22 protein-coding genes are annotated in these 24047 nt (G+C 42.2%); 10 read left to right on the top strand and 12 right to left on the bottom strand.

Annotation, left to right across the window (positions count from 1 at the left end; all coding sequences use genetic code 11):
- Position 1 precedes the first annotated feature (1 nt).
- The 3 genes from cyoA to ppsA all read right to left on the bottom strand — a co-directional run bounded on the left by cyoA (position 2) and on the right by ppsA (position 4980).
- Positions 2 to 1078, bottom strand: a complete 1077-nt coding sequence (cyoA, locus tag O4M77_RS08330; protein WP_005236020.1) for a ubiquinol oxidase subunit II — start codon at positions 1076 to 1078, stop codon at positions 2 to 4.
- Between the two features lie 301 nt (positions 1079 to 1379).
- On the bottom strand, positions 1380 to 2186 hold the full coding sequence (locus O4M77_RS08325) for an RDD family protein (RefSeq protein ID WP_200228715.1): 807 nt from the start codon (positions 2184 to 2186) through the stop codon (positions 1380 to 1382).
- 415 nt (positions 2187 to 2601) lie between these two features.
- Entirely contained in the window at positions 2602 to 4980 is a 2379-nt protein-coding gene (gene ppsA, locus O4M77_RS08320) for a phosphoenolpyruvate synthase (RefSeq protein ID WP_004783865.1), read from the bottom strand.
- A 154-nt stretch (positions 4981 to 5134) separates the two neighbouring features.
- Here ppsA and O4M77_RS08315 point away from each other — a divergent pair, with 154 nt between their 5' ends.
- Positions 5135 to 5971, top strand: coding sequence for a pyruvate, water dikinase regulatory protein (locus tag O4M77_RS08315; RefSeq protein ID WP_004783863.1), 837 nt, complete (start codon positions 5135 to 5137; stop codon positions 5969 to 5971).
- A gap of 243 nt (positions 5972 to 6214) precedes the next feature.
- On the opposite strand, the gene O4M77_RS08310 is transcribed toward O4M77_RS08315, so the two are convergent.
- The 4 genes from O4M77_RS08310 to O4M77_RS08295 form a co-directional block, all read right to left on the bottom strand.
- A complete protein-coding gene (locus tag O4M77_RS08310; protein ID WP_323713321.1) occupies positions 6215 to 6778 on the bottom strand; it encodes a flavoprotein in 564 nt (187 codons plus the stop codon).
- Between the two features lie 280 nt (positions 6779 to 7058).
- A complete protein-coding gene (locus O4M77_RS08305) occupies positions 7059 to 8063 on the bottom strand; it encodes an LLM class flavin-dependent oxidoreductase (RefSeq protein ID WP_312088366.1) in 1005 nt (334 codons plus the stop codon).
- A 155-nt stretch (positions 8064 to 8218) separates the two neighbouring features.
- Positions 8219 to 8668 carry a hypothetical protein gene (locus O4M77_RS08300; RefSeq protein ID WP_004783858.1) on the bottom strand — a complete coding sequence of 150 codons (450 nt, stop codon included), beginning with the start codon at positions 8666 to 8668 and terminating at the stop codon, positions 8219 to 8221.
- 250 nt (positions 8669 to 8918) lie between these two features.
- Positions 8919 to 9347, bottom strand: a complete 429-nt coding sequence (locus tag O4M77_RS08295; RefSeq protein WP_034171622.1) for a glycine zipper domain-containing protein — start codon at positions 9345 to 9347, stop codon at positions 8919 to 8921.
- A gap of 354 nt (positions 9348 to 9701) precedes the next feature.
- On the opposite strand from O4M77_RS08295, the gene prfA reads away from it, so the two are divergent.
- The 3 genes from prfA to O4M77_RS08280 all read left to right on the top strand — a co-directional run bounded on the left by prfA (position 9702) and on the right by O4M77_RS08280 (position 12897).
- Complete coding sequence (prfA, locus tag O4M77_RS08290; protein WP_004783856.1) at positions 9702 to 10790, top strand: peptide chain release factor 1; 1089 nt, start codon at positions 9702 to 9704, stop codon at positions 10788 to 10790.
- Positions 10790 to 11608 (top strand): peptide chain release factor N(5)-glutamine methyltransferase, encoded by an 819-nt coding sequence (prmC, locus tag O4M77_RS08285; protein WP_004783853.1) that lies wholly within the window; start codon positions 10790 to 10792, stop codon positions 11606 to 11608. The genes prfA and prmC overlap by 1 nt, the downstream gene beginning before the upstream one ends.
- Before the next feature lie 137 nt (positions 11609 to 11745).
- Complete coding sequence (locus O4M77_RS08280; RefSeq protein ID WP_194088144.1) at positions 11746 to 12897, top strand: IS4-like element ISAbe18 family transposase; 1152 nt, start codon at positions 11746 to 11748, stop codon at positions 12895 to 12897.
- A 59-nt stretch (positions 12898 to 12956) separates the two neighbouring features.
- On the opposite strand, the gene O4M77_RS08275 is transcribed toward O4M77_RS08280, so the two are convergent.
- The 4 genes from O4M77_RS08275 to O4M77_RS08260 form a co-directional block, all read right to left on the bottom strand.
- The gene (locus O4M77_RS08275) at positions 12957 to 13784 is read right to left on the bottom strand and encodes an ABC transporter permease (protein ID WP_323713320.1); all 828 of its coding nucleotides are present in this window, start codon (positions 13782 to 13784) and stop codon (positions 12957 to 12959) included.
- Positions 13784 to 14755, bottom strand: coding sequence for an aliphatic sulfonate ABC transporter substrate-binding protein (locus tag O4M77_RS08270; RefSeq protein ID WP_323713319.1), 972 nt, complete (start codon positions 14753 to 14755; stop codon positions 13784 to 13786). The genes O4M77_RS08275 and O4M77_RS08270 overlap by 1 nt, the downstream gene beginning before the upstream one ends.
- Positions 14756 to 15078: 323 nt before the next feature.
- A complete protein-coding gene (locus O4M77_RS08265) occupies positions 15079 to 15432 on the bottom strand; it encodes a hypothetical protein (RefSeq protein WP_004783846.1) in 354 nt (117 codons plus the stop codon).
- A 228-nt stretch (positions 15433 to 15660) separates the two neighbouring features.
- Complete coding sequence (locus tag O4M77_RS08260; RefSeq protein WP_323713318.1) at positions 15661 to 16683, bottom strand: AraC family transcriptional regulator; 1023 nt, start codon at positions 16681 to 16683, stop codon at positions 15661 to 15663.
- A gap of 138 nt (positions 16684 to 16821) precedes the next feature.
- Between O4M77_RS08260 and O4M77_RS08255 the strand changes: the two genes are divergently transcribed.
- The 3 genes from O4M77_RS08255 (at position 16822) to O4M77_RS08245 (ending at position 20722) form a co-directional block, all read left to right on the top strand.
- Positions 16822 to 17592 carry a 3-hydroxyacyl-CoA dehydrogenase gene (locus O4M77_RS08255; RefSeq protein WP_323713317.1) on the top strand — a complete coding sequence of 257 codons (771 nt, stop codon included), beginning with the start codon at positions 16822 to 16824 and terminating at the stop codon, positions 17590 to 17592.
- Between the two features lie 92 nt (positions 17593 to 17684).
- Positions 17685 to 18821 (top strand): acyl-CoA dehydrogenase family protein, encoded by a 1137-nt coding sequence (locus O4M77_RS08250; protein WP_323713316.1) that lies wholly within the window; start codon positions 17685 to 17687, stop codon positions 18819 to 18821.
- 254 nt (positions 18822 to 19075) lie between these two features.
- Complete coding sequence (locus O4M77_RS08245) at positions 19076 to 20722, top strand: AMP-binding protein (protein WP_323713315.1); 1647 nt, start codon at positions 19076 to 19078, stop codon at positions 20720 to 20722.
- Positions 20723 to 20911: 189 nt separating this feature from the next.
- Here O4M77_RS08245 and O4M77_RS08240 read toward each other — a convergent pair whose 3' ends face one another.
- Entirely contained in the window at positions 20912 to 21421 is a 510-nt protein-coding gene (locus O4M77_RS08240; RefSeq protein WP_004783835.1) for a pyridoxamine 5'-phosphate oxidase family protein, read from the bottom strand.
- Between the two features lie 257 nt (positions 21422 to 21678).
- On the opposite strand from O4M77_RS08240, the gene O4M77_RS08235 reads away from it, so the two are divergent.
- From O4M77_RS08235 to O4M77_RS08225, 3 genes are read left to right on the top strand one after another with little or no spacing between them, the layout of a single operon-like run.
- A complete protein-coding gene (locus tag O4M77_RS08235; RefSeq protein WP_180013001.1) occupies positions 21679 to 21867 on the top strand; it encodes a hypothetical protein in 189 nt (62 codons plus the stop codon).
- Positions 21868 to 21906: 39 nt separating this feature from the next.
- Entirely contained in the window at positions 21907 to 22677 is a 771-nt protein-coding gene (locus O4M77_RS08230; RefSeq protein ID WP_166135057.1) for a HesA/MoeB/ThiF family protein, read from the top strand.
- Between the two features lie 58 nt (positions 22678 to 22735).
- Entirely contained in the window at positions 22736 to 24034 is a 1299-nt protein-coding gene (locus tag O4M77_RS08225; protein WP_159123174.1) for an ABC1 kinase family protein, read from the top strand.
- Positions 24035 to 24047 lie beyond the last annotated feature (13 nt).

The raw sequence follows: 24047 nt of genomic DNA, 5'->3' as shown, positions 1-24047 counted from the left end.
ATTATTCTCCTTGAGAAGCAGTCGCATGTTCAACATCTACATGTGCTTCAGAAGCAGCTGCTTCCTGGTGAGCAACAGAAGACGCTGAGTGATCAGCACCGTGATAGTTACTCATGTAGTTATTGATCACAGATTCAAACAAACCTTGCTCAACAGAAGAGTAGTAAGTCACTGGATGTGGCTTAGTTGGGTAAGGCTTCATTGCTTCAGCAGCAGCCTTCTCTTCAGGAGTCGTAGCTTTTGCAATAATCGCTTCGATTTGGTGTTTACCACGGTTACCGTCACGCAAGCTTGCAAATTCAGCTTGGTCTAAAACAGTTTTTTGAACTGCTTCTGGATTTACTGAAGTACCGTTACCTGCTTTAACTGCAGCTACCCATTCAGCAAACTGAGCATCAGTCACAGCATGTGCACGGAAGCGCATTTGTGAGAAGCCATAGCCTGAATAGTTAGAAGAGAAACCGCGGTAGCCTTCAGCTGGGCTAGTTTCGTCTGCCATTAAGTTCAGGTGAGTTTGCATACCCGCCATTGCATAGATCTGACCACTTAACGCAGGGATGAAGAATGAGTTCATCGTGAAGTTAGAAGTCAAACGAAGACTTACCGGAGTTTTCTCTGGGAAGCGAATTTCGTTTACAGTCGCAATGTTTTGTTCTGGGTAGATGAAGATCCATTTGAACTGTTCAGCAATGACCTGAACTGTTAATGGTGCTTTATCTGCCTCAAGTGGGCGGTATGGGTCGTACTTGTGGGAACCCCACCAAGTTAACCAAGCTAAAATACCAATAATAATGACAGGGATACCCCAAACTACAATTTCAATTGCAGTAGAGTGTGCCCATGTAGGTTTATAGTCTGCGTCTTTATTCGATGCGCGATATTTCCAACCGAACCATAATGCCATGATAATTGATGGAATTACCACCAACAGCATTAAGTAAATCGCAGTCATCATCAGGCTACTTTGGCCTTCAGCAACTGGACCCTTAGAGTTCAGAAGTACTAGATCACCACCACACCCTGTTAAAAGTGCAGCCATCGTTGATAAAGACAATACAGCTAAAATCGTTTGTCTCATTTTACAACCTCGGTGAAGAGTCCCATTCCCTAATTTAATATGGGATAGCGATTAAAGTGTCGCATGATAAAAGAGGCCGTTTTTTTACAAAACACCTTTCTAATCATAATACACCGCTACGTTGTAGGGCATTATGCCTGATATTGCCAAACTAAGCTATATATAAAGGTGCTTTAAATGACTGTAATAAAAACCGATTTTGTCGGTCGAGTTTCAAGAATATTTATAGGAATTTTATTGTAATTTCAAAGTTATGTAGGAAAATGGGATGCCAAAACATCCCATTTTATGGCATAACTAATTATTGTTTAACGACTTGAGTTTTTGCCAGTTTATCGTGCACGGTTTGACGTTTTTGCCCTAAACCGAACGCCCAGTCAATGATTGTGCTGAGTGGCATGAAGATAATATTCAGGAAAATAAAGAACACACTGCGAATAGTGAAGGCACGCATCAAGCTGGTTTTTTCACCAGTCTCAGCATCTACGATCTTAATTTTAGTCAGTTTTTTACCGATACTTTGACCCGATTTGGCAATCAGAAAGGCCTGAATAGCGAGCATGATCACCAGGTAAATTGCAGTCGCAATCCATGCCTGTTGTGAAAACATGTCAAACATCTGAGTTTGTAGTTGCTGTGCCAGAGCAGGGTCAGCGTCACTACTTAACATCACATTCATAAACTCCTGGTTCAGTTGTGCAAACTGGGTTTCCTGTTCAGGAGTAAAAAATGCGGTCAAAATAAACGTCGCAGGCAGCCATAAAAGCAGATCCACAATCTTGGCTAAAATACGGCTTGGAATACTCGCCAGTTCTTTTTTTGCTACAACATTTTGAGAACTGCGGGCACGAAGATGGTCTGTACTTGACTCATTTGCGTTCTGTGGAGCCTGATAGGTCTGTGTTGCTGGCGTTTCTGGTGCTACATAGCCTTCAGGCTGATAGATCAGTTTCCCTTGGGTGAGTTCACCTAAAGCTTTCCATTCGGTCATACCTTGATGCCAGGCCAAATCAGTCAGAAGTACTTGTTGGTTGGCAAGCATCTGATTTAATTGCTCGAGCGTATATGGGCCAGCTTGTTGATTATTTCGTGCCAAGTAAATCTGCATATAAACTGAATCTCAAAATATAAATTTAGACAAAAATTGAACTAGGAGTTTAAGTATTTTCAGGCTGAAAACAAATAAAAGAATATAAGTGTAATATATGGATAAGTTTAGGATTTTCAAGAACGTTCATCACCAAATTCCTCCATAATTGAGACAGTGTAGCAAGGATTGATGATTTTGCTATCAAGATGTGAAAATTCACTTAAATTTAATTATGCAATTTTTTCTCATGTTGTTTGTTGGTATTTGTTTGTCATTACACTAAGAAGCTTATGCTTATATAAATAATTTGATTTCAGCTAAATCAAAAACATATGATTAACCGCTTAACTATAAATGTGATTAAGACAGTATCTAGGTAATATTGAGAACATAAAAAAAGACCCTATGAAAGGGTCTTTTCTTATAGAGTGAATTAAGCCTTTTGAGCTTTCTCTTCAGACAGGAAGAACCAGGTATCCAATACTGAGTCTGGGTTAAGAGATACAGATTCAATACCTTGTTCCATCAGCCATTGTGCAAGATCTGGGTGGTCAGAAGGACCTTGGCCACAGATACCTACATATTTACCGGCTTTACGGCAAGCATGGATGGCCATAGAAAGAAGCGCTTTTACTGCTGGATCACGTTCATCAAATAGGTGAGAAACGATACCAGAGTCACGGTCAAGACCAAGCGTTAATTGAGTCAAGTCGTTTGAACCGATAGAGAAACCATCGAAGTGTTCAAGGAACTGTTCAGCTAACAAAGCGTTAGTTGGCAATTCACACATCATGATCACTTTAAGACCATTTTCACCACGTTTCAGACCGTTTTGACCTAATAGCTCAATAACACGTTTAGCTTCAGCAACAGTACGTACGAACGGGATCATGATTTGAACATTAGTCAGGCCCATTTCGTCACGAACTTTTTTCAGTGCACGGCATTCAAGTTCGAAGCAGTCACGGAAGTTGTCAGATACATAACGGCTTGCACCACGGAAGCCCAACATTGGGTTTTCTTCTTCAGGTTCGTACAGTTTACCGCCGATCAGGTTAGCGTATTCGTTTGACTTGAAGTCAGACATACGTACGATCACTGGTTTGTCAGCGAACGCAGCAGCAAGAGTAGAGATACCTTCAACCAGTTTTTCTACATAGAATTCGATTGGAGATGCATAACCTGCAGTACGGGCAAGTACAGCAGCACGAGTTTCACGTGGCAGACTATCGATGTTCAATAATGCTTTAGGATGCACGCCGATCATACGGTTGATGATGAACTCTAGACGAGCAAGACCAATACCTTCGTTCGGAATTTGCGCGAAGTCAAATGCACGATCCGGGTTACCTACGTTCATCATGATTTTGAACGGAAGTTTTGGCATAGATTCGATAGAGTTGGTTTGGATTTCGAAATCCAATGCACCTTCGTAGATGAAACCAGTATCACCTTCAGCACAAGATACAGTTACTTCCTGACCGTCAACCAGGACTTCGGTTGCATTACCACAACCTACGATAGCTGGAACACCAAGCTCACGTGCAATGATTGCAGCGTGACAAGTACGACCACCACGGTTAGTTACAATCGCAGCAGCACGTTTCATTACTGGTTCCCAATCCGGGTCAGTCATATCAGATACAAGTACATCACCGTCTTGTACTTTGTCCATTTCTTTAATTGAAGTTACGATGCGGACTTTACCAGAACCGATACGTTGACCGATTGAACGGCCTTCACAGATTACAGTACCACGTTGTTTTAACAGGTAGCGTTCCATCGTGCCGACATTTTCACGGCTCTTCACAGTTTCAGGACGCGCCTGAACGATGTAGATTTTGCCGTCATCACCGTCTTTCGCCCACTCGATGTCCATTGGAGAACCGTAGTGGTTTTCAATGATCAGTGCTTGCTTAGCCAATTCTTGCAGTTCATGATCGTTCAATGCAAATTGTTGACGATCCGCTTTTTCTACATCAACTACAACAACTGATTTACCCGCAGCGGCTTCTTCACCATAAATCATTTTCTGATGTTTAGAACCTAAGTTACGGCGCAGTACAGCGTGTTTGCCTGCATTTAGAAGCGGCTTTGAAATATAGAATTCATCCGGGTTTACTGCACCCTGAACTACCATTTCACCCAAGCCATAAGAAGCTGTAATGAATACTGCATCACGGAAGCCTGATTCAGTATCTAGAGTGAACATTACACCAGCAGCACCAGTTTCTGAGCGAACCATACGTTGTACGCCTGCAGAAAGAGCAACCACGTCATGCGCAAAGTTTTGGTGTACACGGTAAGAGATCGCGCGGTCATTGTACAAAGATGCAAACACTTCTTTGATCGCGATCAGAACGTTATCGATACCACGAATGTTCAGGAAGGTTTCTTGCTGACCTGCGAAAGAAGCATCAGGTAAGTCTTCTGCAGTCGCAGATGAACGAACGGCAACCGCGATGTCAGGGTTGCCGTTTGAAAGTTCTGCAAAAGCTGCACGAATTTCCTTTTCCAGTTCAGCAGTAAGTGGAGTTTCCACAATCCATTGACGAATCTTTGCACCAGTTTCAGCAAGTGCATTGACGTCATCAACGTTAAGTGCAGCAAGCTCTGCATTGATTTTAGCGTTTAGGCCACTTTGCTCGAGAAATTCACGATAAGCAGCAGCTGTTGTTGCGAAGCCACCTGGTACTGATACACCAGCATTAGATAAGTGGCTGATCATTTCGCCCAGAGATGAGTTTTTCCCACCTACAAGCTCAACATCGTGCTTCCCTAATTTTTCTAGACCAATTACGCGCGCTTCCAAAGTTGTTACTCCACTTTTGCAGTATTAATCACTATCTTGGCATGAGAGTATAGCAAATCTTCTAGGTTTTTGATTTTACTAAGCGACAGTCATGTAAGATCGGTTTACTATAAAGATTATATAGTACTAAGACAAATGTTTGAGGAGAATTTTAATGTCAGAAGGTAAACAAATTCAGCGGAGTGTGTTTTTTATTTCCGATGGTACTGCCATTACTGCTGAAACCCTTGGCCACTCACTGTTAGCGCAGTTTCCGCATGTGGATTTTGACATTCATATTATCCCTTATATTAGCTCTGAAGAAGCGGCCATGAATGTGGTCACAGAGATCAATGAACGTGCCCAAAAAGACGGTCAAAAACCTTTGGTTTTCGATACGTTGGTGGATCCCTATGTGCGTGACATCATTAATACTGCAAATGCAGTAAATCTTGATGTTTTTGAAGGGCTTATCAGTAAATTATCAGAAGAGCTTGGTACTGAACCTACGACTTTAGTCGGTCAGACCCATGCGGTGACCGATTCTGAGTCTTATAAGGCACGTATTGATGCCGTACATTTTGCGCTCGACAATGATGATGGTGCGCGTACGCGTCACTATGATAAGGCTGATCTGATCCTGATTGGCGTATCGCGTTCCGGTAAGACTCCAACCTCAATTTATTTGTCTCTGCAATTTGGAATTCGTGTAGCGAACTATCCGCTAACTGAAGAAGATCTGGACGATAACCGCCTGCCAGCAGTGCTAAGACCGCATAAAAACAAGCTTTTTGGCTTGATGATTGATGCAGAACGTCTGGTTGCAATTCGTACAGAACGTAAGGCCAACAGCCGTTATGCCAGCTTTAGCCAGTGTCAGATGGAACTGCGTGCAATTGAAGGCATCTATATTTCGGAAGGGATAAAGTACCTGAATGTTTCGGAAATGTCGATTGAAGAAATCTCAACGCGTGTCTTACAGATGACAGGACTAAAACGTCGAATTGGCTAAAAAGAATTCAGAGCCAGACTTCAGTTTGGCTCTGATTTATAGATAAAAATTAATAAAAATACTGCTTTCATAGAAATAAAATATGAATATTATAAGTTGTTGAAATATTCAATATTTTAATAAAAAATGCAGTGATTGTTTTTTAAACTTTTTTGCTATTCAATGAAATCAAAAATTCAATTTTGCAGAGCTAAATTTTTCCAAATACACTCCGAATTTTTAATCTTATGTGCTAAAAACAGATTAACTTGCTGATTGAAAAGTATGCACAATTAGCTCAACCTGATGTTCATCTCCATTAATACAATGAATACTATTTTCGGAAATTTTTGCAATAGGCCAGGTAATCAGCTGGCAATTTTCACGTTGCAGAGCAGCATAATAGTGATCTGATTTAAGATAAACTTTGGATGCGGCTGCAAGATTTGGCATGAGCTGGCGTCTGAGCCATAAATTTTGTACCTGATTTTCTAGATAACGTAATGATAAAATGCTTTTAATGCGGTTATTAAATAGGCGTCGATTTTTAATGATCAATGGATGATTTAATAACCGCTGTAAACCACGTTCAGTACCTGGCAATACAAATTGCGGATTAATCTGGAAAACTTTTACTGAGCGAGCTTGCTGGCTAATCTTGTTGAGCTGGCTTACGGTAAATTGATCCGTACCGATAATCGCAATATCTTTTCCGGCACAGTCAAGTTCAGCGAGCTGAGAAGAGGGTACTTTAATGCCAGTAAAATGCTGGAAATTTTCGGGACGATTCTCAAATATACCCGCGTATGCATCCTGCTTGGTGGACATTGTTTTTCCTTGAAATTATTTAATAATTGGTCTTATTTGCTTTGTTATAGATATTAACAAAAGCCCTAGAACGGTAAAGTTCAAAATTTAACTTAGACAGTCATTCTTTTTTCTATTGTATTTTTAATAAGAGATAGATGTATTAAAGAACAGGAGTTCCATCTTAGACATGAATTTATCCATTTGGAGACTTAAAATTTTCAAACAAAGTTTTAAAAAATATACCCATTCCTAAGAGTGGGTATATAGATCAGAATAAATTAGGCAAAGCAAGACAGCATTATTGCCCGTTTTTGATTTGCATCAGCAATTCAAAATTATGCAGACGTTTCTCTGTGTCATAGATGTCACAGGTGAAGATAAACTCATCTACATCATATTTTGCTAGGAGTGCTTCCAGACCGGCTTTAACAGTTTCTTTAGAACCCACTTGTGCCATGGCAAAGAAATTATCGACAGACATCTTTTCAGGTGGTGACCAGAGTCCTTCCATAGAATCAATCGGCGCTTTCAATTTCAGGCTTTGACCGCGAATCAGGGCAAGGACACGCTGGTAAGCACTTGTTGCCAGATATTCAGCTTCTTCATCTGTATCTGCGACACAAGTTGGTACGCCCATAGAAACATAAGGACGATCAAGATATTCAGACGGTTCAAAATTGTCCCGATACAGTTGAATCGCTTGACCAAGCATCCGCGGAGCAAAGTGAGATGCAAAAGAATAGGGTAGACCGAGTTTTGCTGCCAGTTGTGCGCTAAACAGGCTCGAACCTAATAACCACACAGGTACGTGTGTGCTTTGGCCTGGAGTTGCCACAATGCGTTGGCCTGGAATCGGATCTTTAAAGTATTGCAGAATTTCTAAAACATCCTGCGGGAACTGATCTTCAGTTTCCTGACGGCCACGACGCAAAGCACGCATGGTCATTTGATCGGTACCAGGAGCACGACCCAGTCCCAGTTCAATACGATCTGGGTATAAAGTTGCTAATGTGCCGAACTGTTCTGCTACCACTAAGGGTGCATGGTTTGGCAGCATAATGCCACCAGAGCCAAGTTTGATGCTATTAGTATTTGCCAGTAAATAGCCTAAGAGGACGGCGGTCGCTGAGCTGGCAATACCATCCATATTATGATGCTCGGCCAGCCACATCCGGCTATAACCTAGACGTTCTGCGGTCTGAGCTAATTCCAGCGCATGTTGCAGGGAGAATTGAATGGTCTTATCGTCACGAACTGGAACCAGTTCGAGAATAGAGAACTGGGTATCGGTAAGCGTACGCATAATATTACTCTTGAATAAACATGACTAAGAGCATACGACTTTGCATTGTATTTGTATATCGAAAAAAATCGATATATATGTAAACCAAAATAACAGACAAAAAAATAAGCATCCGAAGATGCTTATTCAAGGAGGAAGGGTAAATAGAGGAAATCTTAGCGACGGTGGTTATAACGGTAGTTGCTAGTACGATAGTTTTTTGAACTATAGCGACGGTCATAACGGTCATCATAACGACGGTCTTCGCTGACTTTTTTACCAAGGGCAGAACCACCTGCAGAACCTAATGCAGCACCAATTAAACCACCATTAGAACCCGCCATGTTTTTACCTACGGCATAACCAGCACCACCACCTAACGCACCACCAATAATCGCGCCATTACGGTCACGTTTATTCGCTGCTACTGCGGCACCAGCACCACCACCAATCGCAGAACCGATTGTCGCGCCAGTTGTGCCACCCATTTTATTGCCCACTGCGGCACCAACGACACCACCCAAAGCAGAAGCTAAAGCCGTATTCGTTGTATTTCCGGCATTGGCGGCTGTCATACCCATGGCTGAGGTTGCTACGACAGCGATCATTAGAGATTTGTAATTCATGAGTACACCTTTTATATATCTAGCTGTATTTGTTGATGAGATAAATTTAATCTAGCAACCGTCAAATAGCATGGAGGCAGTGTTGGCGAATTGTGATTTTTATCTCCTTAATTTATTCATGATCTTGTTCGAATAAGTTGATGTATTACATGAATTTGGATGCGTTGAACGCATAATAAAAAAAAGCACCCAAACAGGTGCTTTTAATGTTAAATGTAGCGTCGAATTTAAAGAGCCTGAGGCCAAGAAATTAACGGTGACGTTTTTTCCAGTGTTTAGCACGATTCGCTTTGGCACGATCAGCTGCTTTATCTTTAGAAATTTTATTACCTAATGCTGCACCACCCGCAGCACCAAGTGCTGAACCGATGTAGCCGCCATTAGAACCGCCCATGTTTTTACCTACGGTATAACCAGCACCACCACCTAAAGCACCACCAATTGCAGATGAGGTACGGTTTTTCTTGTTACTTGCAACAGCAGCACCACCTGCACCACCTAACGCGGCACCAATTGTTGCGCCTGTGTTGCCCCCCATGTTTTTGCCCAGTGCAGTACCAGCAACGCTACCTAAAGCACTTGCTGCTGCCACACGTGCAGTACTGTCTGCATGCGCACTCACTGTCATCATTGAGCCTGCAGCCATTGCAGCACTCAGTAAAATTGCATTGAGTTTCATGTTGTAACTCCGTGTCCCTGATAGGACTTTCATATGTTAGTGTGTTTCGACGCAGAAAATGTAACAAATCATGCCCAAAAGAATGTGAAGATCTACCTCCATATTTAATGTGTTTATTTGCCAATTTGTAAAATGAGAAATAAATAAGGATCGAATTGAGCAGAAAAAATCCAAAACTGAAGATTTTATTTATATTTGTTAACAAATGGCGGTGACATTGCTGCATCTAAGCACTGACTTACTGAATAATGATGTTCATTGACCCAGAGAATCGTTAAACTAGGCGCAATTTTTTGATTTCGCTGTGCTAAATCACTGTTTAGTCACAGCCTTATGTTTGAGATTTTTTAGAAAATGAAAGAATCGTTACGTTTACGATTAGACCAACTCTCTGACCGTCATGAAGAACTGACTGCGTTATTGGCAGATGTTGAAGTGATTTCGGACAATAAGCGTTTTCGCCAGTTATCACGTGAACATAATGATTTAACCGAGATTACCAGCGTTTGGACCAAGTACAAACAGGCTGAAGAAGATATTGAAACTGCGCAAGCCATGCTGTCTGATCCTGACTTTAAGGAAATGGCGCAGGAAGAGATTAAGGAAAATAAAGCCCTGATCGAACAGCTTGAAGCTGATTTGAATATCCTGATGATTCCAAAAGATCCGAATGATGCCAACTCTGCTTATTTAGAAATCCGTGCCGGAACCGGCGGTGATGAAGCGGCGATCTTCTCGGGTGATTTGTTCCGTATGTATAGCAAGTATGCGGAATCTCAAGGCTGGCGTATCGAAATCCTGTCTGAAAATGAAGGTGAGCACGGTGGCTATAAAGAAGTCATCTGCCTGGTGAATGGTGAAGGCGTTTATGGTCGCCTGAAATTTGAAAGTGGTGCGCATCGTGTACAACGTGTGCCTGCAACAGAATCTCAAGGTCGTGTACATACTTCAGCGTGTACGGTAGCAATTCTTCCAGAAGTGGATGTGGATACTTCAGTCGATATTAATCCGGCTGACTTGCGTATCGACACTTACCGCGCATCAGGTGCCGGTGGTCAGCATATTAACAAAACTGACTCTGCGGTGCGTATTACTCACATTCCAACCGGTACAGTGGTGGAATGTCAGGATGAACGTTCACAGCATAAAAACAAAGCCAAAGCGATGGCTTTGTTGGTTTCACGTCTGGAAAATGCCAAACGTGCCGCAGCAGATGCAGCGACTTCTGAAATGCGCCGTGACCTGGTGGGTTCAGGTGATCGTTCAGAACGTATTCGTACCTATAACTATCCACAAGGTCGTATGACCGATCACCGTATTAACCTGACTTTATATAAGCTGGATGCTGTGATGGAAGGTGATCTGACTGAGCTATTAGACAGTCTGCATCGTGAATATCAGGCTGATCAGTTGGCCATGCTTGCACAGCAGAATGGTGGCTAATGAACATTCAAGAAGCACTGGCTTTACGTGGTGAACCTGAAAGTTATGAACGTCAGGAAAATGCCTGGCTGTTGGAACACATTACCAAGATCGATGCTTTTGATCTGGTAATGAAAAAAGACCAGCAGTTAACACCTGAACAGGAACAGGCCTATGTCGAAGGTCTGGCGAGGATTGCTGCCGGTGAGCCATTGGCCTATATCACAGGCTCACAACCATTCTGGACACTGGATCTTAAAGTCACCAAAGATACTTTAGTGCCACGCCCGGATACCGAAGTGCTGGTCGAAACAGTCCTGAAATTAGACTTGCCGGAAGATGCGCGAATTGTTGACTTGGGGACTGGTACCGGTGCCATTGCCTTGTCACTGGCGTCTGAACGCCCGAACTGGTCTGTGACCGCTTCGGATATTTATGAACCCACACTGAAAGTTGCCAAATACAATGCGGAACAGCATGATTTGGATCAGGTGCAGTTTGTGCTTGGTTCCTGGCTAAAACCATTTGGTCGGCAGTTCTTTGATGCGATTGTATCTAATCCACCGTATATTGATGCACACGATGAGCATATGCCAGATCTGGCGACTGAGCCGGAACGTGCGCTGGTTTCAGACAAAAATGGCTTGGCTGATATTGAGATGATTATTCAGCAAGCCAAAAAACATCTGACCGTAAATGGCTGGGTTGTGCTTGAGCACGGCTATGATCAGGGCGATGCGGTTCGTCATCTGTTTACTCAAGCTGGTTATAAACAGGTCCGTACAGTGAAAGACTATGGCGGAAATGATCGAGTAACTTTAGGTCAGTGGCCGCATTAATTTTTAAAGCTTGATTTAATAAAAAAGCGACCTGGATAGGCACTGCTGTCCCATAGTTTGCTTTAAATAAAAAAACCTGAGTCCTAACAGTTAAAATATGAGTGCAAACAAACACTTTAACGACCAGGATTCAGGTTTTGTCACATCAGAATACCGTATTTCATGAGCTAATTAAACCTGTTGTGCGACAGGATTTTGAACAACTTGCTAAAGTACACCATGTTGGACAGAAATTTAGAGCGGCTTCCCGGTGGGATCAGTTTATTGCCATATTGATGTCTCAATTCTCTTGTAGGCAAAGTCTGAGAGATATTCAATCCAATTTGGAGTGCCAACAGGAAAAGCTAAGTCATCTCGGAGCAAAGTCTATTCCCCGAAGCACGCTGGCACGAATCAATGAGCAGCAGCCTGCTGCCTTGTATCAACAGCTATTTTACAAGTTGCTTAAATACTATGACCACTCAAAAGTCGCTCATAAATTTCGCTTTAAGAATCCCTTGTATTCCTTGGATGCCAGTCATATTGACCTGTCGCTTTCCTTATGTGAATGGGCCAAAGTTCACGACTCAAAAGCCAGCATGAAACTCAGTATAGGATTGAATCACAGCAATGATATTCCTGAGTTTGTTGCAGTTGAAAATGGCAAAGAAAATGACATGGTACAAGGCCGCAAATTCCAGTTTCCTGCTGGCAGCATTGTAGTTTTTGATAAAGGCTATGTCGATTACCAATGGTATGCAAATCTGACTGCTCAAAACATTGGATTTGTCACACGTTTTAGGCCTAAATCTGTGTATCAGGTGATCCAGCAACATCCAGTGCTTGAATCCAAAGGTATTCTAAAAGATGAAACCATTCAGCTGAATAGCGCACATGCCCTAAAAAGAAAAGCCCCAGTGTTAAGAAGAATTGAATATAGAGATCAGCAAAGTGGCAAGCACTTTAGCTTTCTCAGCAATAACTTTCATTTAGCCGCCTCCACCATTGCGGCGATTTATAAAGATCGTTGGAAAGTTGAGCTGTTCTTTAAGGCGATTAAGCAGAATCTCAAATTAAAAGCGTTTCTAGGCCGCAGCAGGAACGCAATTCAGACACAAATCTGGATTGCGATGATCGCCTATTTATTGGTAAGTTTCGCTCAACATTTAGGAAAAACAGGTTGGACAGTTCAACGTTTACTCAGAATAATTCAAGTGAATTTGTTTGAAAGAAGAACTTTAAAAGCTTTATTTTCACCCGATAAAATACCCATAAAACAAGAGGAAGCTCATTTGAGCTTCCTCTTGTGAAAAATTGTGGGACAGCAATGCCTGGATAGGTCGCTTTTCTAATTCTTTTATTAAATAAATTATGAATTTCTAATCACATCTCGCCAGCGCAGTAAGCGGGTTTCAAACAGCTTCATAATACTGTCCGTAATTTTGCCTAGGACTGCCAACAGGATAATGGCAATAATCACAATATCGGGACGTGAAGTCTCACGGCCATCACTAAGCAAATAGCCAATCCCTTGAGTGGTTGCAATCAATTCAGCCGCAATCATAAACATCCAGGACAAACTCAGGCTATTCCTTAAGCCAGTCAATATTCCCGGTGAGGCAGCGTGCAATACAATCTGCTGAACCTGTTGCCAGTATTTCAGGCGATAGACTTTTGCGACTTCAATCAGCTTACGATCCACCCCCTGAATCGCAGCCACAGTATTGGTATAGGTCGGGAAGAAGGCACCAATCGCAATCAAGGTGATTTTAGAAGATTCATCAATCCCTAACCAAAGCAGGAGTAGAGGAATCCAGGCTAGACTTGGAATAGATTTAATTGCAGAAAACGTTGGTTCCAGAAAATCTTCTGCATGTCTGTTTAACCCCACTAGGATTGCAAAGATCAGTCCTAATCCACTACCAATTCCAAAGCCAAGAAACACCCGCCAGCTACTGGTCCAAATGTGTTGCCATAAATCGCCCTCAGCCAGTTCAGTAAAGGACTGAAATAGGCTACTCGGTGCAGGCAACAGATAAGGTTCGATCACGCCATTACGGACCAGTATTTCAACCAGTACGATAAAAATAACAGGCAGGGTGAGGGCTTTGATCAGCGAAATGCTGCGTGGTAGCACAGCGGATTTTGGCTGTTCTTCCACGCTTAACTGTTCCGAGATGCTTTTCGGTATAGCCATTACTTAGTTACAACCTTTTTTGCATAACGGGCATCAAATAATTGAGTCACGACCTGATTAACATTGGTTCCTTTACGAACCAGTTCTTCTTCAGTCAGGATACGACCGGCTTTTTGTAATGCCCCGGTATGTTTGGTGGTTGGAATATTTTGATCCAGATTGGTACGGCTGAGTTGAAGCTTAGCGACTTCAATCGGGAGCTTGGCTTCACGTGCTAGCAATTCAGCCAATTTGTCGGGATTGGCTTTCGCCCATTTACGTGCCTGTTCATAAGCTTTAATCACCGCTTCAATCGCTTCCGGACTGGATTTGGCAAACTGGTCTTTTACGCTCAGTACGCTATAAGAGTTAAAGCTGACATTGCGATATAGCAATTTGGCACCTGACTGCGCCTGCGCAGATGCCATTAAAGGATCAAGGCCTGCCCAGGCATCGACCTGTTTACGCTCCAACGCAGTCTTACCATCCGGATGCTGTAAATGAACGAGCTCTACATCGCGTTTGCCCAAACCAATCGTATCTAAGGCTTGTAAGGTAAATAAAAAAGGATCTGTACCTTTAGTGGCAGCAATCTTTTTACCTTTCAAATCTTTCAGTGATTTGATATTCGAATCTTTATTGACGACCAGTGCTGTCCATTCAGGCTGGCTCTGGATATAAACTGTTTTAATCGGGCTACCATTGGCGCGGCTAAGCACTGCTGCTAAACCTGCAGTAGAAGCAAAATCTGTGCTACCGCTATTTAGATATTCGAGTGAACGGTTACTGCCCTGGCTAAATACCCATTTAATCTTGGTTTTTGGTAAAGCTTTTTCTAGCAGTTTCTGTTCTTTGACCACCAGACTGGTTGGTGCATAATAGGCATAGTCCAATTTTAATTCAGATGGAATTGCTGCGTTAGCCAAGCCGGTAAAGAGAGAAATAGATAGGCCGAGTAAATTCAGACTCGAAGTTCTTAATGTTTTTTTCATGAATATCTCAATCTTGAATTAAATTTTTTACATTCATATCGATAAATCGATAAGCACACAAAAAAGAAAAAAAGATAATCAAATCAAAAAATGAAATAATTAACAGCTTTAAATATAGGTATTTGTTTTTATTTGAATTTATTAAATAAAGAATAGAAAGGTTTTGCTTAGATAAAATTTTAAAAATGGTATGGCGTAAATTGATAAGCTGTTTTTTTAATCATTCGTCTTTGCAGTAGGAAGTTTTATAAATAACGAGTGCCATAAAAAAAGCGATGCATTAGCATCGCTTTTTGAGTCACTATTTTATCAATCTGGATAGCTTACATTGGGTAGTCTTGCAGACAGTCATAAACCTCGACTTGATCTAGGCTACCAGTTTCCATTGCCAGGCAAAGAGCCACGACTTTGGCAGTATCAGCAAGATATTGTTCATCTTTCAGTGCAATACCTTGTTGTAATGCAACGATGCGCTCAGCCGGAATTTCAAGCGATTTCGCAGCTTCAGTGGCATCAATCTGGTTAAAGAAGTGCACAATAGCATCTTTGAGGGCAGAATCAGACGCATTCAAGATGCCTTGATTCAATTGCTCTGCATTAAGATCGGTCGAAGAAACTAAAGCCTGGGCGAAGTTTTGAACAAGATTTTGTCCAAGAACATCAGTCATCTTTAACATGGAAAATACCTTCAACAAGGAAAGAGGGAAAGGGAGTACAGCCAAAAGTGAAGCACTAAAAATTGATTGAAAAATAAACTATATTAATAGGGAATGCAAAGCATTATGGATGACCGTTCAGTCCTCTATTTTTGGGCTGTAAGCCTTGAAAAATATAACTGTTGAGAAAATATAAATTTAAATTTATATGCTAAATTTTAATCGTTTTTAAGTCTTATTAAATATAAATTATCTAGTAATATTTTGTCTATAGGCACCTGGACTAACCCCTGTCCATTTTTTAAAGGCACGATGAAAAGCACTGACTTCCTGGAAGTTAAGCTGATCACTGATGTCCTGCAAACTTTGATCCGTACGGGTTAATAGTTCAATGGCTGTATCACGACGAATTTCATTTTTGAGCTGTTGATAAGTCACACCTTCATTTTTAAGACGCCGTTGCATGGTGGCTTCAGACATATTCATTTTCAAAGCAAGCTCATTCAGTTCAAGCCATTCAGCCGGAGGTACTTTTAAAAGCTGTTTGCGGATCTGTGCACTTAGCGCATAAGGATTTTTAAAGCGAACTAGCAGGTTATGCGGAGTCTGTTGAATAAACTGATACCAGGAGGTTTGATCCTGTTTTACTGGGAGCTGCAAATAGGCTGCATCAAACTGGATATAGTTTTCACTGGCCTGATATTCAATCTGCTCACAAAAACGGACTTTATAATCAAAATCATCGAGTGGTGCGGCACATTTCAGTTGAATCTGATTAAGTAAAACCCGCTGTCCGCTTAACCAGCATAGCAGGGTATGAATCAGCATTAGATAGGTTGCATAACTAAACATGCGCTTGGTCTGGTTCTGGTCATAGATCACGATATAGGCAAAGTTTTCTTCGACCATCAGTGTGCTGTGCAGATCATCCAGAATCAGATTAAAAAATTGCAGGATTTGCTGCAGAGCTTTTTCCAGCGTATCGGTCTGTAACAGCATTTTTGACAAGAGTTTGAAACTGCCACGGCGCATTGGATGGCTGTCCATGCCAAAAAATTCGTCATTCATGCTATCGGCAAGTGCAGTCCATAGCGCGGCATACTGCGCCACTGACACCCGTGCTTTAGCGGAATGAAGAATCTCTAATGGAATGGCAGCCTTAGTTAAAATCTCAGCAATATCATAATGCTGTGCTTTGGCATTCAGCAGTGCTTCATGAACCAGATCAATCGAAATGGTTCCCTTACTATATTCCAAGGCTGGTAAATGCATAGCCAGTCAGATATCCCTTCTTTATTGTCCAAATCCATCAGTGAAGATGCAACATTTGGAAATTGTACAGAATAAAATCTCTGTTTACTCTGCCTATTAAGTCGTAGCTTGTCATAAAAATAGGAACAGGACATTAACATGAAAATTCAGGGAAAAGTGATTGTGGTAACTGGTGGTGCATCAGGTCTGGGTGCAGCCACAGCGACTCATCTGGTGGACCAGGGTGCAAAAGTGATTTTGGTCGATATGAACCAGGAGCAGGGCAATGTTTTACAACAGCAACTGGGTGAGCAGGCTGAATTTGTACAACTGGATGTAACGGATGAGCAGGCGGTTGAAGCTTTCTTTAGTCATGTTGAAAACCAGTATGGCCAACTCAATGGCTTGGTGAACTGTGCTGGTATTGCACCTTCTGCCAAAGTGCTAGGCAAAAATGGAATCCATGAACTGGCAATGTTCCAGAAAGTGTTGAATATCAATGTAAGTGGCACATTCAATATGCTTCGTTTTGCGGCGGCTTTAATCGGGAAGTATGAGCTGCAAACCGATGAAGAAGAGCGTGGCGTGATTGTGAATACGGCTTCAGTTGCAGCCTTTGATGGTCAGATTGGTCAGACAGCTTACTCTGCGTCTAAAGGTGCGGTCGTTGCGATGACGCTGCCACTAGCACGTGAGTTGGCGCGTGAAGCGATTCGTGTCATGACCATTGCACCCGGCATTATGGAAACCCCAATGCTGAAAGGCATGCCGCAAAATGTACAGGATGCTCTGGGGCAGATGGTTCCATTTCCACCACGTCTGGCCAAACCTCAGGAGTTTGCCCAGTTAGTAGGTCATATCTTCGAAAATAGCTATCTGAACGGTGAAGTGATTCGTCTGGATGGCGCCATCCGTATGGCTCCAAAATAAGTTCGAGCCAACGAAGCAAAATACAAAAGTCAGAGTAGATAGGTTTATTCACTCTATATGGAAAATTAAAAGATAAGTAAGGGATATACGCAGTGCTTTTAAATGACGAACAGAAAATGATTCAGGAGATGATGCGAAACTATTCGCAGCAAAAACTGAAACCTACCGCTGGTCTAAGGGATAAAACGGCTCAATTTCCAGCACAAGAATTGAAAGAACTCGGTGCACTCGGTGCACTCGGTATGACCGTGTCTGAACAATGGGGTGGAGCAGGCCTGGACTATGTGTCGCTGGTACTGGCTCTTGAGGAAATCGCTGCTGGAGATGGAGCCATCTCGACCATTGTCAGTGTGCAGAATTCACTGCCTTGCGGGATTACCCAGCGTTATGGTACCGAGGAACAAAAGCAGAAATACCTGACCAAACTGGCGACCGGTGAATGGTTGGGGTGTTTCTGCCTGACGGAACCTCAAGCCGGTTCCGATGCCAGCGCACTAGAATGTAAGGCAGAACGTGATGGCGATGAATGGGTATTAAATGGCACCAAGCAGTTTATTACTACCGGTAAGCATGCCCAGATTGCACTGGTATTTGCAGTGACAGATAAATCTGCGGGCAAGAAAGGAATCTCATGTTTCTTGGTACCTACCGATAGTCCAGGATATATCGTCTCGAATCTGGAAGAAAAAATGGGGCAGCATTGTTCCGATACCGCGACCATTATTTTTGATCAATGCCGGATTCCGGCTGAGAACCTGTTAGGTCAAGAAGGTGACGGCTACAAGATTGCCTTGTCTAATCTGGAATCTGGCCGGATCGGGATCGCAGCACAATCTGTAGGTATGGCACGAGCTGCACTGGATGCTGCTGTTGAATATGCCAATGAACGTAAATCTTTTGGTGTAGAGCTGGTGCAGCATCAGGCAGTAGCATTCCGTCTCGCAGATATGGCCACCCAGATTGAGGCAGCAAGACAACTCGTCTTACATGCAGCAACGCTTAAAGATGCAGGATTACCATGCTTAAAAGAAGCGTCCATGGCTAAACTGTTTGCTTCGACTATAGCAGAGCGAGTCTGCTCGGATGCGATTCAGATTCATGGCGGTTATGGCTATGTCTCAGATTTCCCGGTTGAACGTATTTACCGTGATGTCAGAGTGAGCCAGATTTATGAAGGTGCATCAGATATTCAGCGTCTGGTCATTGCCCGGGAAGTGAGCAAAGTTTAAAAGTCATGAAATAGCCGACTGTTCAAATCCTGCAGCTCATTTGAGGGAGATGGAAATTGTGATGGTCTATAAAACATGGTCAATTATTGATAAAGCGAAAAGTGACTCAGTAGAGTGACACCTAACATGTCCTAGCAATAGGGCATGTTATATAAAACCGGCATTGCAATGGAATTCGCAGACGGTAGACAGAACAACAAATACAACGGACACAGACATAAAGTCTGTTTATAAACGGAATAGAGGTTGTCGTGATGAAGACACTAGAACAAGCGTATCGTGAATTTGATTTTGACACTATGGTTCAACAACATCTGGCAGGAACGCCAGATTCACTCAATGCCTATACAGAATGCTGTGGACGTTTTCTGGGACAAAACCGGATCGCGTTAATCTGGGAAGGTAAAAATGGCAAGACCCAATATTGGACTTTTGAACAATTGGCTGAGGCTTCAGGACAATTGGCTCATTATATGACCTCACTGGGTTTACAAGCAGGAGACTGTATTGCCGGACTGCTCCCACGAACCCCAGAATTATTAATTACCATTCTAGCCACCTGGCGTATTGGTGCGATTTATCAGCCTTTATTTACCGCTTTTGAAAGCAAGGCAATCGAGCATCGTATTAATACCGCACATACCCGACTCATTATTACCAATCAGGAACAGCGTGCGAAACTGAATGATCTAGATATTCCACATATTTTAACCGTCCATCAAACGCCTGAAAGTATCAATCAGGATGCAGATTTCTGGACTGAACTGAAGCAATATCCAACTGAGTTTGAGCCGGTTCAGGGGCGTTTTAGTGACATTTTCCTGATGATGTTTACTTCGGGTACAACGGGACTTGCAAAATCAGTGCCTGTACCACTTAAAGCTTTACTGGCATTTAAAGGCTATATGCTGCACGCCGTAGATTTACGTGACGAAGATACTTTCTGGAATCTGGCAGATCCGGGTTGGGCTTATGGTCTGTATTATGGAATTGCAGGTCCATTAAGTTTGGGGCATAGCATCATTCTGGATGAACGTGCCTTTAGCGTAGACAATGCTGTTGAAGTCATTAAAAAATATCGGGTAAATAACCTGACCGGTTCTCCAACCGCGTTCCGGATGTTCTATGGCTTTAAGGAAAAATTTGATGCTGAGATTAGCTCGTGTTTACGTGTGGTCAGTAGTGCAGGTGAGCCATTAACGCCTGAAGTCATTCAGTGGTTTAATCATGAAATGGACGTGAATATCTACGACCAGTATGGACAGACTGAACTTGGGATGGTGATTGCCAATCATCATGCGCTGGAGCATCACAAGAAAATCGGTTCTGCTGGCTTTGCCATTCCAGGACATCGTTTTGCAGTTTTAAATAAAGAGCATCAGGAAGTCGAAAAAGGTGGTATTGGTACTTTGGCCATGGACTACTCAGCCTCACCTTTGATGTGGTTTGAAGGCTATGGCGGTAATAATCGGAAAGCCTTTGTGGGACAGTACTATTTAACAGGAGATACCGTAAAACTGAATGAACATGGTGGAATAGATTTCATTGGTCGTGCGGATGATGTCATTACGACTTCGGGTTATCGAGTTGGACCTTTTGATGTAGAGAGTACCTTGCTGGAGTGTGAAGAGGTGTTGGAGTCCGCTGTGGTTGGAAAGCCAGATCCGGAACGTACCGAAATTGTGAAAGCCTTTGTAGTGCTTAAATCACAATATGCCGCTAGTGAAGAACTGATGCTGAAATTGCAAAACTATGTACGTTCCCGTTTATCTAAACATGCCTATCCGAAAGAGATTGAGTTTGTAAGTGATTTACCTAAAACATCTAGCGGTAAAATTCAGCGTAATCTGCTTAAACAACAGGAAATTGCTAAGATTCAAGGCATTAAACAGGTCAGTTAATATATTCATTTAAATATATTGAAAAGGTCGCAATTGCGGCCTTTTTTATACGATTAATTTGTTTATGTTCGAATTAATCAGAGAAAATAATTGTCATTACAATGTAATACTATTCATCTTTTAAATAAAATAAATCAAAAATTTAGCCTCTTAATAAGAGGCTAAATTGAAGGTGGAATTCTTATTTACTTATAGATCAACTTTTTTGTGCTCAGCATCTGGTTCCCCAGCTTCGCCAGTCACACCACCTTTTAATGCCTTAAATAGCTGCGTTACTTTGTTATCGGTGACATTCCAGTATTCTGCACTTTCAGCTTCAGCAATCAGTACACGCACGCTAGGATCATCTTTACCTTCAAACCAGTTTTCTGCCCATGGATTCCATAATTTTTCAATCAGAATACGGTCAGTACTGATCTGTGCATTTGCACTAATTGACACATAAATACCATCAGAAGGTTTAGCGAAAGACAGGCCGATCTGAGTACGACCAGTATTGGCAGCTTTCACCAGATCATTAGTATCACGCATGATGAAATACAAATTCTGATCCTCATTCATTTGCTCAGAATTGAGCATGGTCATCGGCTGAGAATGAATTTCCTGACTTTCGGTCACATGGCTGATCATGGTGTAACGTACATCTTTGATTAGTTCCCATAATTTTTCACGATTATTATGCTGATTTTGTTCGTTCATCTATATGCTCCATACTATTTTTGAAAGCGAGGATAATTACTATTCCTTAAGCAGCTTAATCATATTTAGGAATGGATACAGAGGGTCTCACTGAACTGATACATTTTCCTACCGAATTGCAGGCAGCCGCTACAGAAGTGCTAAACAAGCGAAAGATAGTTACAGGGTGATAAAAGAATAGAAGAACGAGGTTCCAGGAAGATGTAATACGTGAATAAATTAAGTGGCATATAGATCAAGTTAAGTGCATTCATAATATGACTATTACATATTTATTAGGACACTATCAGCTTGATACGGAGCATTTAACTGATATGCTATTTAGCGCTAGTATTGCCAAGCCATTTATTGATTTGCTGTTTATGCGCAGAGAAGTTAATTTGCTCGAGATTTATCCGCATATTGAAATTTCGGTAAATGCACTTTTTGTGGCACATGCTTCTTAAAAATCTTCGAAACAAGGAACGACGTTGTCTATATCGACTATGGATGCCATATCCCCAGAGTTTGAACTCACCGATGCTGAATTGCACTTATATAGTCGCCAGATTCTTCTGGATGGTTGGGATATTGAAGCACAGGAAAAGCTGAAATTTTCTAATATCTGTATCGTGGGGTGTGGCGGGATTGGTTGTGCCTTGGCAGAACTTCTGGCACGAGCGGGTGTAGGCAAAATTACTCTGATTGATCCTGATACCATCGAGATGAGTAATCTACAACGACAACTGGCATTTACGCCAAATGATTTAGGCTTTTATAAGGCAGAAATACTCGCGAAAAGGCTGGCTCAGATTAATCCGAATGTTCAGGTTGAATATATTAATCAGGCTTTAACAACTGAAAATGCAGAAAGTATCATTGAACATCAAGATCTGGTGCTGGATGGATGTGATCAGTTCGAGACACGTTATCTGATCAATCAAAGCTGTGTAAAACTGAATGTGCCTTTAATCAGTGCTTCTGCGATTGGTTTGCAAGGGCAACTGTTCATGATGGAAGGGGATTCAGCTTGCTATGCCTGCCTGTTTCCACCTGAACATCAGGCTGATACCAGTTTGCGTTGTGCAGACTCAGGCGTCTTGGCGACTACGCCAAATGTGATGGCGAGTTTGCAAGCTCATCATGCATTGCTTTATTTAGGCCTGGGTAAAATGCCACTTAGACAGAAACTTCTACTCTGGGATGGTCTGAGTTTCAAACAGCGCATTTTAAGTTTCGAAAAAGATACAGATTGCCCGGTCTGTCAGGCAAGATAGGCCTGCAAAATTTAATTTTTTTGCTACACTGCATGTAATTAATTTTTCCTAAGACATTATGAAAAAAAATATCTGGTTAGATGGAATACGTTCGGTTGCCCGTATGGGTGAAACCGCAGTAGTTGCGGCGAAGGCCGGCATTAAATATGCCACTGAAAAGCCAAGTAATGCCAAACTCATGCGTGAAACATTTGAGTCTTTAGGCTCAACCTATATCAAGCTTGGTCAGTTTATTGCCAGTACGCCGTCGCTGTTTCCGCGTGAATATGTGGAAGAGTTTCAGGGCTGTCTGGATCAAACACCGACCTTGCCATTCAGCTATATCCAGGAAGTGCTAGCATCAGAGTTTTCTGGCCGAAACTTGGATGAAATCTTTGCCTCAATTGAAGAAACACCACTGGCTTCTGCTTCCATTGCACAGGTACATGCGGCCAAGCTGGTTTCTGGTGAAGATGTAGTTATTAAAGTACAAAAGCCGGGTGTGGAAACAATTCTATATACCGATTTAAATGTATTGCATTGGGCGACCAAACTGCTGGAAAAAGCAGTGCCGAAAGTAAAATTTGCGTCATTGGCAGATATTGTCGAAGAAATCAAAACCCGAATGGTGCGTGAGGTTGACTTCATCGAGGAAGCACAAAATCTGGATGATTTCGTCAATTATCTGAATATCACCAACAATAAAGCAGCAACTGCTCCTAAGGTTTATCATCAATATTCAACACGTCGTGTGCTGACCATGCAACGTTTATATGGCGTGCCACTGACTGATTTTGAAGTGGTGAAAAAGGTCGCTAAAGACCCGTCACAGGTTCTCATCACTGCAATGAACACCTGGTTTGGCAGCCTGATGATGTGTAACAGTTTCCATGCTGATTTACACGCGGGTAATCTGATGCTGCTTGAAGATGGTCGTGTGGGCTTTATTGATTTTGGTATTGTCGGCCAGCTTAAACCAGAAGTCTGGACAGCGTGTATGGCCTTTATGGATGCCTTGCAGCATACCAATTATACCCTGATGGCAGAGAATATGCTGAAAATGGGTATGACTGCAGTTGAGATTGATACCAAAGTGCTTGCGGCTGATCTTGAACGTTTATTTAGTGGTGTGATGTTAGCTGATCCTCAGGATCTATTAACTTCAAGCCCTGCAGATCTCAACGATATCATGATGGATATGGTAGCAGTCGGTGAACGTCATGGCATTCGTTTCCCACGTGACTTTGCTTTATTGTTCAAGCAAATGCTGTATTTCGACCGTTTCATGAGAATTCTGGCGCCGTATACAGATATCTATGCAGATCAGCGTTTGCAGATGGTTCAGACTATGGACCCAAATTTGCTGTTAAAGCACTAATTTAATCCCTCCC

It is taken from the genome of Acinetobacter sp. YWS30-1, from assembly GCF_033558715.1.
Taxonomy (GTDB): domain Bacteria; phylum Pseudomonadota; class Gammaproteobacteria; order Pseudomonadales; family Moraxellaceae; genus Acinetobacter.
Note: the sequence above shows the minus strand (reverse complement) of the source record. Positions and strands in the feature narration are given on the sequence as shown.

What these genes read in the sequence shown, in the direction of transcription:
- O4M77_RS08260 (WP_323713318.1), bottom strand. Translation starts at nt 16,683, where the DNA reads ATGCATTTACCAGCCTTGGAATATAGTAAGGGAACCATTTCGATTGAT.
- O4M77_RS08230 (WP_166135057.1), top strand. Translation starts at nt 21,907, where the DNA reads ATGGATGCCATATCCCCAGAGTTTGAACTCACCGATGCTGAATTGCAC.
- O4M77_RS08240 (WP_004783835.1), bottom strand. Translation starts at nt 21,421, where the DNA reads ATGAACGAACAAAATCAGCATAATAATCGTGAAAAATTATGGGAACTA.
- O4M77_RS08235 (WP_180013001.1), top strand. Translation starts at nt 21,679, where the DNA reads ATGACTATTACATATTTATTAGGACACTATCAGCTTGATACGGAGCAT.
- O4M77_RS08245 (WP_323713315.1), top strand. Translation starts at nt 19,076, where the DNA reads ATGAAGACACTAGAACAAGCGTATCGTGAATTTGATTTTGACACTATG.
- prfA (WP_004783856.1), top strand. Translation starts at nt 9,702, where the DNA reads ATGAAAGAATCGTTACGTTTACGATTAGACCAACTCTCTGACCGTCAT.
- O4M77_RS08310 (WP_323713321.1), bottom strand. Translation starts at nt 6,778, where the DNA reads ATGTCCACCAAGCAGGATGCATACGCGGGTATATTTGAGAATCGTCCC.
- O4M77_RS08275 (WP_323713320.1), bottom strand. Translation starts at nt 13,784, where the DNA reads ATGGCTATACCGAAAAGCATCTCGGAACAGTTAAGCGTGGAAGAACAG.
- O4M77_RS08325 (WP_200228715.1), bottom strand. Translation starts at nt 2,186, where the DNA reads ATGCAGATTTACTTGGCACGAAATAATCAACAAGCTGGCCCATATACG.
- cyoA (WP_005236020.1), bottom strand. Translation starts at nt 1,078, where the DNA reads ATGAGACAAACGATTTTAGCTGTATTGTCTTTATCAACGATGGCTGCA.
- O4M77_RS08305 (WP_312088366.1), bottom strand. Translation starts at nt 8,063, where the DNA reads ATGCGTACGCTTACCGATACCCAGTTCTCTATTCTCGAACTGGTTCCA.
- O4M77_RS08225 (WP_159123174.1), top strand. Translation starts at nt 22,736, where the DNA reads ATGAAAAAAAATATCTGGTTAGATGGAATACGTTCGGTTGCCCGTATG.
- O4M77_RS08265 (WP_004783846.1), bottom strand. Translation starts at nt 15,432, where the DNA reads ATGTTAAAGATGACTGATGTTCTTGGACAAAATCTTGTTCAAAACTTC.
- O4M77_RS08295 (WP_034171622.1), bottom strand. Translation starts at nt 9,347, where the DNA reads ATGAAACTCAATGCAATTTTACTGAGTGCTGCAATGGCTGCAGGCTCA.
- O4M77_RS08300 (WP_004783858.1), bottom strand. Translation starts at nt 8,668, where the DNA reads ATGAATTACAAATCTCTAATGATCGCTGTCGTAGCAACCTCAGCCATG.
- O4M77_RS08255 (WP_323713317.1), top strand. Translation starts at nt 16,822, where the DNA reads ATGAAAATTCAGGGAAAAGTGATTGTGGTAACTGGTGGTGCATCAGGT.
- O4M77_RS08315 (WP_004783863.1), top strand. Translation starts at nt 5,135, where the DNA reads ATGTCAGAAGGTAAACAAATTCAGCGGAGTGTGTTTTTTATTTCCGAT.
- prmC (WP_004783853.1), top strand. Translation starts at nt 10,790, where the DNA reads ATGAACATTCAAGAAGCACTGGCTTTACGTGGTGAACCTGAAAGTTAT.
- O4M77_RS08270 (WP_323713319.1), bottom strand. Translation starts at nt 14,755, where the DNA reads ATGAAAAAAACATTAAGAACTTCGAGTCTGAATTTACTCGGCCTATCT.